Source organism: Sphaerisporangium rhizosphaerae (assembly GCF_042665155.1).
Lineage (GTDB): Bacteria > Actinomycetota > Actinomycetes > Streptosporangiales > Streptosporangiaceae > Sphaerisporangium > Sphaerisporangium rhizosphaerae.
Map to the genome: position 1 here is coordinate 16,635 of NZ_JBHTCG010000030.1, position 14,313 is coordinate 30,947.

General features: G+C 72.3%; 12 protein-coding genes. 3 read left to right on the forward strand and 9 right to left on the reverse strand.

Going from position 1 to position 14,313, the window contains the following annotated elements:
- Positions 1 to 79: 79 nt before the first annotated feature.
- Entirely contained in the window at positions 80 to 1,522 is a 1,443-nt protein-coding gene (locus ACFQSB_RS31400; RefSeq protein ID WP_380830474.1) for an AMP-binding protein, read from the reverse strand.
- Between ACFQSB_RS31400 and ACFQSB_RS31405 the strand changes: the two genes are divergently transcribed.
- Positions 1,517 to 1,918: an acyl carrier protein gene (locus ACFQSB_RS31405; RefSeq protein WP_380830475.1), complete on the forward strand. Its 402-nt coding sequence runs from the start codon at positions 1,517 to 1,519 to the stop codon at positions 1,916 to 1,918. The two genes, ACFQSB_RS31400 and ACFQSB_RS31405, sit on opposite strands and share 6 nt — an antisense overlap.
- 10 nt (positions 1,919 to 1,928) lie before the next feature.
- Here the strand turns inward: ACFQSB_RS31405 and ACFQSB_RS31410 are convergent, their stop codons facing one another.
- The 7 genes from ACFQSB_RS31410 to ACFQSB_RS31440 form a co-directional block, all read right to left on the reverse strand.
- Positions 1,929 to 2,933 carry an ACP S-malonyltransferase gene (locus tag ACFQSB_RS31410; RefSeq protein ID WP_380830476.1) on the reverse strand — a complete coding sequence of 335 codons (1,005 nt, stop codon included), beginning with the start codon at positions 2,931 to 2,933 and terminating at the stop codon, positions 1,929 to 1,931.
- Positions 2,934 to 3,051: 118 nt separating this feature from the next.
- Positions 3,052 to 4,302 carry a methylaspartate mutase gene (locus ACFQSB_RS31415; RefSeq protein ID WP_380830477.1) on the reverse strand — a complete coding sequence of 417 codons (1,251 nt, stop codon included), beginning with the start codon at positions 4,300 to 4,302 and terminating at the stop codon, positions 3,052 to 3,054.
- 7 nt (positions 4,303 to 4,309) lie between these two features.
- A complete protein-coding gene (locus ACFQSB_RS31420; protein ID WP_380830478.1) occupies positions 4,310 to 4,804 on the reverse strand; it encodes a cobalamin B12-binding domain-containing protein in 495 nt (164 codons plus the stop codon).
- Between the two features lies 1 nt (position 4,805).
- On the reverse strand, positions 4,806 to 5,750 hold the full coding sequence (locus ACFQSB_RS31425; RefSeq protein ID WP_380830479.1) for a proline iminopeptidase-family hydrolase: 945 nt from the start codon (positions 5,748 to 5,750) through the stop codon (positions 4,806 to 4,808).
- A 14-nt stretch (positions 5,751 to 5,764) separates the two neighbouring features.
- Positions 5,765 to 7,078, reverse strand: a complete 1,314-nt coding sequence (locus tag ACFQSB_RS31430) for an activator-dependent family glycosyltransferase (protein ID WP_380830481.1) — start codon at positions 7,076 to 7,078, stop codon at positions 5,765 to 5,767.
- On the reverse strand, positions 7,078 to 8,289 hold the full coding sequence (locus ACFQSB_RS31435) for a cytochrome P450 family protein (RefSeq protein ID WP_380830482.1): 1,212 nt from the start codon (positions 8,287 to 8,289) through the stop codon (positions 7,078 to 7,080). Before ACFQSB_RS31435 ends, ACFQSB_RS31430 begins: the two co-directional genes overlap by 1 nt.
- Positions 8,290 to 8,500: 211 nt before the next feature.
- Positions 8,501 to 10,075, reverse strand: a complete 1,575-nt coding sequence (locus ACFQSB_RS31440; protein WP_380830483.1) for an MFS transporter — start codon at positions 10,073 to 10,075, stop codon at positions 8,501 to 8,503.
- 58 nt (positions 10,076 to 10,133) lie between these two features.
- Here ACFQSB_RS31440 and ACFQSB_RS31445 point away from each other — a divergent pair, with 58 nt between their 5' ends.
- Entirely contained in the window at positions 10,134 to 10,772 is a 639-nt protein-coding gene (locus ACFQSB_RS31445; protein WP_354853588.1) for a TetR/AcrR family transcriptional regulator, read from the forward strand.
- Positions 10,773 to 10,791: 19 nt separating this feature from the next.
- Entirely contained in the window at positions 10,792 to 11,121 is a 330-nt protein-coding gene (locus ACFQSB_RS31450; protein ID WP_354920260.1) for a hypothetical protein, read from the forward strand.
- Positions 11,122 to 11,174: 53 nt separating this feature from the next.
- Here the strand turns inward: ACFQSB_RS31450 and ACFQSB_RS31455 are convergent, their stop codons facing one another.
- The gene (locus tag ACFQSB_RS31455; RefSeq protein ID WP_380830484.1) at positions 11,175 to 13,955 is read right to left on the reverse strand and encodes an ATP-binding protein; all 2,781 of its coding nucleotides are present in this window, start codon (positions 13,953 to 13,955) and stop codon (positions 11,175 to 11,177) included.
- Between the last annotated feature and the right edge of the window lie 358 nt (positions 13,956 to 14,313).

The window sequence follows — 14,313 nt, forward strand, 5'->3', positions numbered from 1 at the left end:
CCGGGCTTGATGGTTCCACCCATTCGGCGCCGCCACCAAACTACGAAACGTTCGGAGTCCGACTAACCCCTAGCACCCCCTAAGACCAATTGTTGTCGGCCCGTATCAGTTCGCCGGCGCGCGCGGTGAGCGCCTTTCTGTCCACCTTGCGGTTGGCGTTGAGGGGAAGTTCGTCGAGGTGGTGATATCGCTTGGGCACCATGCCGTGCGGCAGCGTGCGGCGCAGCCGGTTGGCCAGCTCGACCGGCGGACGCGCCTCGCCGGTGTAGAACACCACCAGCTCCACGCCGGCCGCGCCGTCGACCCCTACCGCGGCCGCCTCGGCCACCCCGTCTCCGGCGGCCAGCAGCGCGTGCTCGATCTCCGCCGGCTCCACCCGCCAGCCCTGCACCTGCACCTGGGCGTCCCGCCGGCCCAGGTAGCACAGCTCGTCCCCGGGGAGCCGCCGCACCCGGTCGCCGGTGCGGTACCAGGTGTGCCCCTCGTGCTCCAGGAAGCGGCCCGCGCCGTCCTGCGGATCCAGGTACCCGGGGGTGAGCTGCGGCCCGGTGACGCACAGCTCCCCCTCCGCCTCCTCGGTCGGCCGGCCGTCCTCGGTGGCGAGCAGGATGCGGTGTCCGGGGTGCACGGCGCCGATCGGCACGACGCCGTTGGCCGCGACCTTCGCGGATCGTTCCGGCGACCAGCGGTGACCCGTGATGGTCACGGTCAGCTCGGTCGGCCCGTACAGGTTCTCCACCGTGGAGAACGGCGCCGCGCGGGTCCAGTCCTCGACGTCCTGGCAGCGCAGCGCCTCTCCGGCGAAGAAGCTCCACCGCAGGCCCGGCAGCGTGTCCGGCCGCAGGGCGCCGAGCCGGCGGGCCAGGCTGATGCCGCTGGGCGTGGAGAACCACACCGTCACCCGGTGACGCTCCAGGAAGGCGGGCAGGTCGGCGTGGCCGCGCGGGGGCACCGGCACCGCCGCGGCCCCCGCGCCCCAGGCGCAGAACAGGTCGAAGATGGCGCAGTCGAAGGTCAGGTCGAAGGTCTGCGAGAAGGCGTCGCCGGGGCCGAAGTCGTAGCGTCCGTCCAGCACGCCGAAGTAGTGGTGCAGGTTGCCGTGGGTGAGCACCACGCCCTTGGGCCGCCCGGTCGAGCCGGAGGTGAACAGGATGTAGGCGCGGGCCTCGGGCGGCACCGCGAGCGGTTCGGCCGGCGCGTGCGCGGCCGCCACGGGAATCCCCCCTTCGCCGCCCCCCTGGGGCAGCAACGCGGCCCCTCGGTAACCGCGTTCCCGCAGCTCGGGCAGCAGGGCGGCGCCGCGCGCGTCGGCGATCACGGCGGTGACGCCGGCCGCCTCGGCCATCCGCGCCGTCCGGTCGGGCGGGAAGCCGACGTGCAGCGGCACCACCGTCGCCCCGGCGTACAGCGCCGCGAGCACCCCGGCGTAGGCCGTGGTCCCCTTCTCCGCGAGTACCCCTATCGGGCCCGTGACGCCGCTGTGGAGCAGTGACCCGGCCCAGGTGAGGGCGAGCTCGTGCAACTCCTCGAAGGTGACCGTGCGGTCGCCGAGGCGAAGCGCCGCACCGCGCGGCGCGGCGGCCAGTCCGCCCAGAAATCGCCCGTGGAGGTTCCGGTGAATATCTCCGCCCATTTCTTTCCCCCAGCGCGAGTTATAGGCATAATCAAAGGCATGTGGGACAAACAGTTTGAGGCGCTGCTGCGGCCCCGCCTTCCCTTGCTGTCTTCCGGCGATGTGCTCACCGCGGACACCGACCTCCGGGAATTCGGTCTGGATTCCATGGGCGCGGTGGAACTGTTGAGCGCACTGGAAGCCGACTACTCCGTACAGTTCGACGAGGAGGCGCTCGTCCTGGACACCTTCACCACTCCGGGGGCCTTGTGGGCGGCGCTCAGCGCGGCCCGTCCGACCCTCTGAGTCCGCCGGGTCACCCCGCCGCCGAGCCACGCTCCGCACCGGCTTCTCCGCCGCGCGACGAGCGGGGCTCGGCATCGCGAGCCCCTGCGGCGAGGAGCGGCCGCTTCGGGCCGACCGGCACCACCTCGAAGTTCCGTGTGGTGGCCGGCACCCGGCCGAACAGGGCGTCCGGCCCGGCCACGCAGACCGTGCGCACTCCCTGGGCGCGCAACGCCTCGACCGTCCCCGGCCAGTGCATCTGCCGGACGAAGCCGTCCAGGAGCAGGTTCCGCACCTGCTGCCCGGTGGTCAGCAGCGACCCGTCGTGGTCGGAGACCACCGGCACCCGCGGCTCGGCGAACTCCAGCTCGTCCAGAACCTCCTTCTCCGCGCGTTCCCGCAGCCGGGCGAAGGACGGGGAGTGCATCGGCGGCCGCATCGTGTACAGCGACAGCCCGCCCGCGGCGCGGATCGCCTTCTCCAGCTTCGGCAGATCGTCCGCCGAGAGCGTGACCATGAAGAAGTCCCTGTCCACGCGGCAGGCCACGTCCGCGACGCGGCCCCGCGCGGTCAGCTCGCCCAGCAGCTCCTCTGCCACCGCCGGATCCACCCGGACGAACGAGTGGGTGACCAGGCTCCGGTGTTCCCGGCTGAAGTAGTCCGCCACGCACCGGGCCAGCCGGGCGGTCACCCACACCGCGTCGGCGAAGCCCAGCGAGCCCACGTAGGCGGCGGCCACCTTGCCCCCGAAGCTCGGCCCGGTGCACAGCCCCGGGCGGGCGGGCAGCGCCTCACGCTCGGCCCATTCGGCCAGAGCCAGGCAGGTGACCAGGAAGGCCACCTGGGCGTACTCGGAGTAGTCGCCGTCCGCGCGGCGGAACCGGTCCAGCACCGGGTAGCCGAGCGCCTCGTCGGCCTCGGCGAACAGCCGCCACGCCAGCGGCACCTCGGTGGCGAGCCGCTCGATGTCGGCGCATCCGGTCGGCCCCATCCCTGGAAAAACCATCGCGATCTCGTGGCTCAATGCGTTATCCACCAGGGCACGCTAACCGCGGCCGCCCGGACAGACCCACCCCTAGTACCCCTCATCGTGGTCCGACCGGCCCCACCATCCGCGCCCATCCCGGCGATCGTGTGCTCCAATGCGCCGGCGCTCACTCATGGCCGTCGTGCCTGCGCTGGACGTAGTGGAGCGCGTCCAGCAGTTCGGCCGAGCCCACCGGGCGGGAGCGGCGCCGCGCCACCAGCCCATCCAGCGGCAGCGCGCCGACGTCCGCCCAGCGCAGCGCCCCGTCGCCGTCGATGTGGCTGCGCGCCGCGCCCCGGTTGTCCGGGTGCACGCAGTAGGGGATGTCCAGGTAACCCAGCTTGAACGCGCGCAACAGCGCCCGGCCCACGTCCGGGTGCAGCTCCAGCGTGGCCTCGACCAGCCGCCGCGCCTCGGCGTACACCTGCGAGTCGGTACGGCTCGGCGGCGGCACGGCGGGCCGCGCCGCGCGCGCCACCGTGCCGGCCAGCTCCAGCGCGGCCACGTTCTCCTCGATCGTGGGGATGCGCTGGGACTCCGCCTCGGTCTTGACGATGAGCCGCTCCGCTCCGGTGCGCACGGCCAGCTCGGCGGCGGCGGTCAGCAGCGACGCGGCGCCACGCGGAGTCTCGGGGTAGACCCCCATGTACGCGTAGACGACCACGTGCCGGCGCACGCCGGCGAGGAACTCCTCCGCCAGCGCGCGCAACGCGAGCACCGCCTCGATGTCCTGCTCCAGGCTGGTCTGCTGGGCGTAGCTCAGCGAGATGTCCCGCAGACCGTGGGCCTGGAAGAACAGCCCCTCCAGGACGCTGATCGCGACGAGCTGGCCGGGCGGGCAGAGCTGGCCCAGCAGGCAGCCGCCGAAGGTCTCCAGGTGCGGTTCCCGCCCCGCCGCCCGCCCACGGGTGGCCAGCAGCTCGCAGCCGCGGGCCCAGTGGTCGACCGCCTGGTTCAGCGGGATCCGGCTGTAGGGCAGGCAGTAGGAGACCGGGCCGCCCTCGGTGGCGTCCAGGCCGACGTCCAGCAACGCCTCGAAGATCCTCCCGGGGTTGGCCGAACCGTGCCGCACCTGCACCGGGAAGGTGGCGTCCCGCACCCCGCGCAGCAACTCCTGGTTGGTCGCGAGGCCATGGCTGACCAAGGGGTACCCGTTGAGCGCGGCGCCGGAGACCAGCGCCGCGGCCGCCGAGTGCAGGTCGCCCACCCGGGTGTAGCTGTCCACGGTGATCGTCCCGGCGGTGGCCGCCCGGGCGCGTTTCGTGGCGAACAGCCCGGCGCGCATGGTCGCCACGTCGCCGAACCCCATCCGGGGCTGCACCACCAGCTCGCCGCTCGCGGCGGTGTCGGCCACGAAATCGCCGAATCCCGCGGCCATCGCGCGCTCAGCCTAACTGGAGCGGCGCCCGCGCCGCGGCGTCGTCCGCCGACCAGGCCACCGCGGCGGCCAGCGTCCTGAACTCCTCGAGGTCCTCCGGACCGCGATCGAAGACCCGGTCACACCCGGCCGCGGCGAGCTCGCCGGCGAGGCCTTCCTCCCGCCGCCCGGTCACCCCGAGGCGGCCGCCGATCACGATCGGGACGTCGGCCAGCTCCGGCCGGGCGCGCAGCTTGGGCACGACCCGCAGGCCCTCCCTGTACCCGTGCCCGTTGACGGTGCTGATCACCACGAGGTCGGGGCGCTGGTCCACGCACTCGGTGACCAGCAGATCGTCCGGGACGCACGGGCCGAGGTTCACCACCTCCAGCCCCTCCTCCTCGCAGACCAGTTGCAGGTAGACCAGGTTCCAGGTGTGCGAGTCGGATGCCACTCCGGTCACCAGGGCGCGCGGGCGGCCCTTGCGCGGGCTCGGGTTCGGGTCGGGCAGTGTACGGGTCACGTCAACTCCCTGTCGCGGCGTCGCTTGCGCGGGCCCCCGGATGGGTCCCGTCAACAGTGGCGAGGTAGGCCAGCAGCACTTCCCGGAACCGGTCGGGTTCCTCCAGGTGCGGGAGGTGGCTGGAGTTCTCGAGGATCTCCCAGCGGGAGTCCGGGATGAGGTCGTCGAACGGGCGGACGCACTCCGGGGTCGCCTCGTCGTGGCGCCCGGAGATGACCAGGGTCGGCACCTCGATGGACGGCAGCAGGTCCTCGACCGACCAGTCGCGCAGCGTGCCGACGACGTGGAACTCGGTCGGCCCGTTCATCGTGTAGTAGACGGTCGGGTTGTTGTGCATCTCCATGAAGGACGCCCGGTAGTCCGGCGGCCACGGGTTCACCAGGCACACGTACCGGTCGAAGAAGACGCGCATGGCATCGAAGTAGGCGCGGCTGTCGGTGGTGCCCGCGGCCTCGTGCCGGGCCAGCGTCTCCTGCACCTCGCGCGGGAGCGTGGCGCGCAGCCGTACCATCTCCGCCCGCCAGGTGGGCATCGAGGCCGGCGAGTTCGCGATGACCAGCCCGCGCAGGCCGCGCGGGCGGGTCGCGGCGTGCGTGGCTCCCAGCATGCCGCCCCAGGAATGGCCGAAGAGCAGGTAGCCGTCGGCCACGCCGAGCCGCTCGAGCAGGTTGTCCAGCTCGTCGAGGAACAGCCGCACGGTCCAGAAGTCCGCGCCCTTGTCCGGCAGGTGCGTGGAGCCGCCGTTGCCCAACTGGTCGTAATGGATCACCGGCAGGCCGGTCTCGCTCAGCGCGCACATCGGCAGCAGGTAGTCGTGCGTGCTGCCGGGCCCGCCGTGCAGCACCACCAGTGGCACGCGCCCGCCGGACAGGTCACCGCTCACCCGGTACCAGGTGCGGTACTCCCCGAACGGCACGGTGCCCTTCGCCGTCGGCCGTCGGCTCATCTCGGCCAACCCGGTCACCGCAGGACGCGCTCGGCCACGCCGAGGTCCCGTATCTCGCCCGCGTCATCGCCTGACCCGCCCGCACGATCCGTCGCGACCAGGCGTTCCAGCCGGGGGACGAGCTCGGCCGGGGTGGGCTCGGTGAGCATCTCGCGGCGCAGCCGGTCGGCGGCGGCCCGCGGGCCGGGCTCGTGCACCAGCGCCGCCACCGCGTCCCGGAAGCCGCGTGCGTCGAGCTTCGGCGGCGGGATGTAGGCCCCGGCGCCGTAGTCGGCCAGCCGCTTGGCCTTCACCGGGGTGTCCCAGGTGTTCGCGATCATCAGCTGGGGCACCCCGTTGAGCAGCGCGGCGCTCAACGTGCCGGCGCCGCCGTGGTGCACCACCGCCGCGCAGGTCGGCATCAGCAGGTTCATCGGCACGAAGTCGACGATGCGCACGTTGTCCGGCACCTGTCCGAGGCGGGCGCGCTGCTCGGCGTCGAGCGTGGCCACCACCTCCACGTCCAGCTCGGCCGCCGCCCTCACCAGCTCGGCGGGGCCCAACGTCCAGTCGTGCAGGAAGTCGCCGCCGGTCCCGCCCAGGGTGAAGCAGACGCGGGGGCGGCGGGGAGGCTCGGCCAGCCAGTCCGGCATCACCGAGCGGCCGTTGTACGGCAGCGTCCGCATGCCCACCACCGGCACCCCGACCGGCAGCCGCAGGCTCTGCGGCATCGTGGTGTCGATCGTGAGCCGTCCCGTGGTCACCTCCTCGGTGAACGGGCGGCCGTACCGCGCCAGGGTCAGCGTCAGCCACTCGCCCACCGGGTCCTCCCAGTGCGCCCGCGGCTGACGGGCACGCAGGTCCAGGAAGGTGCGGCGAGCGCTGCCCAGCACGTCGAGGCCCCACAACGCCCGGGCGTGCACCGCCCCGCTCGCCTCCGCGGCGACCGCGCCGGCCAGCGTGAACGGCTCCCAGATCACCAGGTCCGGGCGCCATCGCCGGGCGAAGTCGACCAGCTCGTCCACCATCGCCGTGTTGTTGATGGCGGCCAGCAGCAGCGGCGCGATGACCATGTCGAAGTCCAGAGCCTGCTCCCAGGTGACCGGCTCGTCGCGGTCCTCGTGCACCTGGGGCGGGCCCATGGCCGCGGCCGGCCGCTCCCGCACCTCCTCCAGCTCCGGATCGGTGCCAACGGGGACCGCGGTCAGCCCCGAGGCGGTGATCGCGTCGGTCAGCGAGGGCTGGCTGGCCACCCGGACCTCGTGTCCGGCGGCGGCCAGCGCCCAGCCGAGCGGCACCAGGCAGTTGTAGTGCGAGGCGAGGGCGAACGAGGTCAGCAGGACACGCATCAGGTCTCTCCAAGCCCGAGCACGGGCAGCTCGACGGGGCCGCGCACCACGGGAGCGCGGCGCCGGTACACCGGCGCGCCGGACGGCCGCAGGTTCGGCCGCGCCTCGGCGAGAATCCGCAGCGCCACCTCGGCCTGCGCACGCGCCAACGGGGCGACCGGGAGGTGGTGGAGCCCGCCGGCGAAGGCGAGCGGCTCCGGCTCGGCCTGCCGATCAAGACGGAAGTCGTCCGGCTCCGGGTGCCGGGCCCCGTCCCGGCCCACGGCCGCGGTGATCATCACCAGGTGGCTGCCCGCCGCCAGATCCGTCCCGGCCGGTGCGACGGGGGCCGCGGCCACCCGGATCTCCACCTGCACCGGCGGGTCGTACCGCAGTGTCTCCGCCACGGCCGCCGGCGCCAGGTCCGGATCCCGGCACAGCGCCTGCCACCACCCGGGCTCGGCCAGCAGCGCGTGGACCGCGTTGCCCACCAGGTGCGCGGTGGCCGGGGCGGCGGCGGTGGACAGCAGCACCCGCACGGCCCGGTCGGCCGTTTCCGTCCCGTCCGGAGCCCCGGGTGCCCCGCCGAACAGCTCGTCGAGCCCGGCCACGGCCTCCTCTGTCCGGCGGACCAGGGCCAGCGGCTGGGCGGCGAGCAGGGTGTCCGGCAGCACCGCGGCGCCCGCGCAGCACTCCGCGTACCGTGGCAGCGCGGCGGCGGGAACCCCGAGCAGCGCGCCGGTGGCGGCGGTCGCCACCGGCCAGGCGTAGTCGGCCATGAGATCGCCGCCGGTGACCCGGTCGAGGCGGGCCAGGCACTCCCGCTCGACGGTCTTGCGATGGGCGGCCAGCGCCTCCGGGTCCACCAGAGGCTCCCAGTGGGCGCGCAGCCGCAGGTGCTCGTCGGCCTCGGCGCCCGGCGTGCCGTACCCGTAGAAGGGCAGCGGCTGCTCGGCGGCCGGCGAGCCGTCCGGGCCCGACATCCGCCACCGCGGGTCCGCCAGGACCTCGGTGATCACCTCCGGGTCGGCGGTCACCCAGCTTCCGGTCCCGCTGTGGTAGATCGGGCCGCGCTCACGGATCTCGGTGTAGAGAGGGTAGGGATCGTCGGCGCCGCGCAGGACCATGGCGTAAGGGTCGCCCAGGCTGCCCAGCACGCGCTGCATGGCGCGGGCGTTGAGCAGACGCAGTCCCAACTCGTAATCGGCTGCCGGGTTGGCGCCTTCGGGCATGGTGCCTCCACCTAGCCGGCGATCGGATCGACGCTCGCCACGGTAGAGGCGGACGTTCCCCCTAGATCAACCTGGCTCAACCCCTAATGGACCTCTCCCCGCCCGATGAACCACGTGGGGAAAGGGGCCGGGGCGGCCGGCGGAGGAGCCCGCGCACCTGCACCTGAGTGCACCTCACCGCCTCACCGGCCTCAGTGCGCCTCAGTGCGCCTCAGTGCGCCTCAGGCACCCCCGGCACCTCAGGCTCCGCGGTCTCCGCGGTCTCCGCGGGCTTGACGCCGGCGCGGCGCAGCGCGAACAGCGCGATGACGGCCAGCGCCATCATGAGCGCCGCGGACACGTAGAGCGGCACCTGCATGCCCAGGGTGAACGCGGCACGCGCCGCCGCGGCGAGCCGGGCGCCCAGTTCGCCGGGCAGGTCGGCGGCGATCGCGAGCGCCGCCGAAAGGGTCTCGGACGCCGCCGCGGTCTGCGCCTGCGGCACCCCCTGCGGCATCGTGTCCAGCAGGGTCCGGCTGTAGACGACGGTGCTGACCAGACCCATGAGCGCGATGCCCATCGCGGTCCCGAGCTCCAGACTGGTCTCCGACAGCGCGGAGGCCCGCGCGGACCGCTCCGGCGGCACGCTGCCGAGCACGATGTCCACCGCCACCGTGGCCACGATGCCGGTGCCCGCGCCCACCAGGATCATCCCCGGCACCAGCACCGCCAGCCCGGAGTCCACCCGGACCTGCGACATGACCAGCAGGCCGACGGCCATGAGAAGGGGGCCGGCGGCGAAGATCGGACCGGGCCGGACCCGCTGCGCGAGGGAGCCGGCGACCACCGCGGCGACGATCACTCCCGCCCCGGCGGGCATCTGCCACAGCGCCGCGGGCAGCGGGCTCAGCATCAGCACCTGCTGCAAGTACGGCGAGGCGAGATAGGTGCCGCCGGTGAGAGCGAACATGACCAGCGCGTAGCCGCCCACCGCGGTCGCGAAGACCGGCCGCCGGAAGAGGCTGATGTCGATCAGCGGCTCGGCCAGCCGCCGCTGCTGGCGCACGAACGCCAGGCCGAAGCCGGCGCCCGCGATGAGCGCGACGACCGACCCGATCGACGGCCCCTCCAGGGTCAGTTGCTTCAGTCCGTAGATCAGTGGCAGCACCGCGGCCAGCGACAGCAGCGCACCGAGCAGGTCGAAGCGGCCCTTGCGGGGGTCCTGGGACTCTGGCAGCAGCATCCGCCCGGCGACCAGCAGCAGCAGCATGAACGGCACGTTGATCAGGAAGACCGAGCCCCACCAGAAGTGCTCCAGCAGGAAACCGCCCAGCGGCGGCCCCAGCACCACGCCTCCCGACGAGCCGGCGGTCCAGACGCCCACCGCCATCTTCCGTTGCCCGGGATCCTGGAACAGCGTGCGGATGAGCGCCAGCGTGGACGGCATGAGCGTGGCGGCGCCGATGCCCAGGAGCACCCGCGCGGCGATCAGCAGTTCGGGCGAGGTGGCGTACGCCGCGGCGGCCGAGCCGACGCCGAAGACCACCGCGCCGCCCAGGAGCACCCGCCGCCGGCCGATGCGGTCGCCCAATGCGCCCATCGGCATCAGCAGCCCGGCCAGCACGAACGTGTAGATGTCCATGATCCACAGCAGTTCGGCACCGCCGGGCCGGAGCCCTTCGGTGATCCAGGGGACGGCGAGGAACAGGATGGTGATCGAGTTGGACAGAAGGATCACAGGAAGAGTGAGGACAGCGAGGCCGAGCCACTCGCGAGGTCCCGCGGTGGGGGGGGTCATCTGCGCCATGCCCGGAATTATACAAGCGTCTAGGACGGACGTATGGATAGATGCTAGGATCGCCGTCATGGGACATCGAGAGCAGCTCCTTGAGGGCGCGAAGCGGTGCATCGTGGAGCGTGGTTACGCGCACACCACCGCCCGGCACATCAGCGCCGCCTCAGGGGCCAACCTCGCCTCCATCGGCTACCACTTCGGCTCCAAGGAGGCACTGCTCCGCGAGGCCCTCATCGAGATGACCCAAGAGTGGACCGACCTGTGGCAGATCACCGTGTCCACCGACGCGGCCGACCCTTTGGAGAGCTTCGAGAAGACCTGGATACAGATCGTCGACAGCTTCAAGGAGAACCGTCCGCTGCTGGCCGCCAGCTTCGAGGCGCTCACCTGCGCCGAGCACGCGCCGGACCTGCGGGAGAAGCTCAGCCTCGCGCTCGCGTCGGCCGCCGCCCCGGAGGGGCTGGCCAAGCTGCTCGGCACGGACGTGTCGCTCGACGACGAGTCCGCACGCGCGGTGGGCCGGCTCTACCTCACCCTGCTCCAAGGGCTGATGGCGCAATGGCTGATCAGCCCCGATCTGGTGTCCGTGACCGACCTGACCGACGGGCTGCGCGTGCTCCTCCGCCAGCCCCCGATCCATCGGCGCGGGAGTCATCCGCGCCCGGTACACGAGGCACTCGGCACCGCATCTTCGGCGAACAACAGTTGAGCTGATTCGGGGGACTTCTGTGTTCCACAAGCCACTATCGTCCGTCACCGCGCCGTTCACCCTCGTCGACAACTCGGATATCCCGGACCACTGGACCGGCCGCGACCTGCTGACCTCGGTCATCCTCTGGAACGGGCTCGATCCGGTGCTGGCCGCGCAGCGCGCGGAAGAACTGCTCGGCCCCTGGGACCTGGCCGAGGCGGAGATCACTCCGGTGCGTGACTACTCCCCGGCCATGGTCAGAAAGATCACCCTGCTGGTCACCCTTCTTCCGGAACTGCGGCCGCTCGCGTTCGACACGCTGCTGAGCGACGCCGACCACTCCTCGAGGTACTGGATGAGCGCCTGATCAGCGCTCGGTTCCCCGTGTCGTCCGCCTCGGCCGGCACGCGCCGCGACGCGTCACACGGGATAGGTCTGCTTCGACGCGTCCCGTACGCCCAGCGACAGCTCGGTCGGCAGGTCCGCGCGCCGCTTCACGTTGAGCTTGCGATACACCCGGGTGAGGTGCTGCTCCACCGTGCTGACCGTGATGAACAGGCGATCGCTGATCTCCCTGTTGGTGTAGCCGTACGCGGCCAGCGCGGCGACGCGCCGCTCGGCGTCGCTGAGCGCCGCCGCCTCTCCCAGGTCTTCGCCGCTGTCCTCCTCGCGCGGCTGCATCCGCGCGGACAGCGGACCGGCCTCGCACGCCTTGGCGATCTGCTTGGCCCGCCGGGCCATCAACCGGGCCCGGGTGATGTCGCCGAGCTCCTGATAGGCGTCGCTGAGGTCCGCGTACGCCCAGCCGAGCTCCAGCAGGTCGCCGGACCGCTGCAGCAGCGACATCGCCTCCTGCAGCCTCGCCGGCCGCTGCCGCAGCTCGGTGACCGACGCCAGCAGCCGCAACGCCCGTCCGTGCACCCGCGGGTGGGTGCCGCCAGGGATGGACAACTGCTCGGTGATCTTCTGCCGCGCCTCCTCGACCGCGCCTATCTGCAGGTACGTCCGGGCGATCGCGCAACGCCAGTCCACGAGCGCGGGAATGTCGAGATCCCACTCGCGCAGTAGCTCACCGCACTCGTGGAAGTCGCTCAACGCCGCCCGCGTGCGATTAGTGGCGAGGTAGTAGTCCCCTCTGGCCTGCAGGTAGAGCGGCCACAGCGTGGTCCGCGGCATGTCGCCGGGAACCCCCTGCTTGATGATCTCCGCCGCCTCGTCCGGATCTCCCATGGCGACGGTGGCCCGCAGCAGCACCATCAGCGGCAACCCGAGGATCACCCCCCAGCCCGTCCGCGACATCCCGCTCAAAGCCTGCCGCGCGTACCGCCGGGCCTCGCCCAGCTCACCGTGCTGCACGGCCAGCCACGACCGGATCCCGGCGATGGCGGCCGTCCACCGCGGGAACCCGCGCGCCGCCCCCTCGGCGCCGAGTGACTCACACCACCGCACCGCCTCCTGGTAACGCCCCGTGTGAGCCAGGGTGAACAGCGCGCCGAAGACCGCCTCCAGCTCCTCCTCGGCCAGGTTGCAGCTTTCCAGCAACTCCTGGGCGGCGCCGACGATGTCCTCCTCGACCTTGCCCAGCAGCAGGTTGCTCAGCGAGAATTCCCGGCCGTCCGTGCCGTCCTCCCCCGTCGGCCCGTCCGCCTCGCCCCCGGCGAAGATGGTGGGGAAGATCAACCGCACCCACTCCCGGGTGAAGGAGAGCCGGGAGTGCCCCCGGGACGGGGTGCCGTACGAGGGCGCCGTCCAGTCGTAGACCCCGGCCGCGCGGCGGGTCCGGCCGTGCCACAGCAGATACCTGCTGAGGGCGCGCACGTCCGCGGCGGCGAGCTGCCCGCGCCCGAACGCGTCCTCCAGCGGGGCCAGGAAGCGCAGCGCCGCGGCGGGCCGATGACACCAGTTCACCCGGGCCAGCTCGGTCAGCATCGCGGCCCTCGTCGCCTCGTCGTCACAGATGAGCCGGGCCAGCTCCAGACAACTGATCGCCCGGTCCTGGTCGTCATGCACGAGCGCCGCCTGGGCGGCCTCGCGCAGCACCGCCACCATCCACGGCTCCCCTTCGGCCGGAGTGGCCGGACTGGAGGCCAGCAGGTGGTCGGCGATGTCCCCCGGCTCGGCGCCGAGCTGGTACATGATCCGCGCCGCCCGCATGTGCATGACGGACTGACGGTCCGGGCTCAGATCCCGGAGGATGGCCTTGCGCATCGTCGGATGCCGGAACTGGCATCCCCGCAGCAGCCCCGCCCCGTCCAGCGCCTCCAGCGCGGGGAGCACATAGGCGGGCTTCACGCCGAGCAGTTGCGACACCGAACCGGTACTGGCCGAGCGCCCGAGCAGGGCGACGCCGCGGGCCGCGTCCAGGATCCGCGGATCCCATCGGTGCAAGCAGGACAGGACCGCCTGGTTCAGATGGCGGCCGACGCCCGGCTGAGAGCCCTCCGGCGACCAGCCGGCCTGCGTCACGTCCCAGTAGTCCTGCACCATGGCGTGCAGGAGGAGGGGGTTGCCACCGCTCAGCCGGTGGTACTCGGGGGCCAGCCGGGCGGCGGGCTCGGTGCCCAGCGTGTCCCGGAGAAGTTCCTCCACCCCCATCGGCGACAGCCCGGCGATTCGCGCTTGTACGCAATTGGGTTGCCGGGTGAGCTCGGCGCTGAACAGGGAGTCCGCCGAGCGGCGCTGCGACAGCGAGGTCACGGCCACCAGCAGCGGAGCGTTCGCCATGCGCCGCTGGATGTAGAGCAGGGCCTGCAGGCTCGGGCCGTCCGCGTTGTGCACGTCGTCGACGGACAACAGGATCGGCTGTCGTTTGGCGAGCACCGCGAGGACCCCGCACAGCCGCGCCGCGACATGCGTGAGGTTCTGCCCGAGCGCCACCGGGTGGGGTACCCCGGTGATCCCGTTGATCAGTTCCGGGACCAGCGTCTGCTCCACCTCGTCGGCGAGCTCCTGAGGCAGCTCGGCGGAGCGGAACAACTGTCCGAGAGTCCCCAAGGGGAACATCCGTTCCGCCCGCGATCCGGCGCTTTTCATCAGGAGGAACCCGGCCGCGCCGGCCTCGTTGGCGCAGGCCTGCAGTAACGCACTCTTACCCGTGGCGCCGGAACCGGTTATCAACATGGCTCCGCCGGTCCCGCCCAACGCCTTGCCTACAAGGCTGCGGAAGTTCGCCAGCGCCTCTGCACGTTCGATGAGCTGCATGGCCCATGCCTCCAGCCGGCCACCCTAGGCGTCGTCTCGATCAGTTACTTTCTCTTTCCAGCGGATTTCAGCGGTCCCCTCGGCGTCCTTCGTCCGAGAGAAGGGTCTGCGGGGCAGGGTGACACGCGGGCGGCGCGAAAGTGTTCGGCCGCCCCGGTTCCGACGTCGGGCGCCCTGGTTCACACATCGGGACGCTTGTGCGCGGCATGGCCGTCGCGGAGGATGCATGGCGGGCCGTCGCGGGTTTTCCGCCGTTCCGGCGGCGACTCCGACCGGCCGCCGCGAGCTTGGTCTCGGCTATGAGGCATGCCGCCGACGCCACGGTCCCCTCGTCGGCGCGCCGCCCCCACCCGGTTGT

What these genes read in the sequence shown, in the direction of transcription:
- ACFQSB_RS31445 (WP_354853588.1), top strand. Translation starts at nt 10,134, where the DNA reads ATGGGACATCGAGAGCAGCTCCTTGAGGGCGCGAAGCGGTGCATCGTG.
- ACFQSB_RS31430 (WP_380830481.1), bottom strand. Translation starts at nt 7,078, where the DNA reads ATGCGTGTCCTGCTGACCTCGTTCGCCCTCGCCTCGCACTACAACTGC.
- ACFQSB_RS31425 (WP_380830479.1), bottom strand. Translation starts at nt 5,750, where the DNA reads ATGAGCCGACGGCCGACGGCGAAGGGCACCGTGCCGTTCGGGGAGTAC.
- ACFQSB_RS31415 (WP_380830477.1), bottom strand. Translation starts at nt 4,302, where the DNA reads ATGGCCGCGGGATTCGGCGATTTCGTGGCCGACACCGCCGCGAGCGGC.
- ACFQSB_RS31435 (WP_380830482.1), bottom strand. Translation starts at nt 8,289, where the DNA reads ATGCCCGAAGGCGCCAACCCGGCAGCCGATTACGAGTTGGGACTGCGT.
- ACFQSB_RS31440 (WP_380830483.1), bottom strand. Translation starts at nt 10,075, where the DNA reads ATGGCGCAGATGACCCCCCCCACCGCGGGACCTCGCGAGTGGCTCGGC.
- ACFQSB_RS31455 (WP_380830484.1), bottom strand. Translation starts at nt 13,955, where the DNA reads ATGCAGCTCATCGAACGTGCAGAGGCGCTGGCGAACTTCCGCAGCCTT.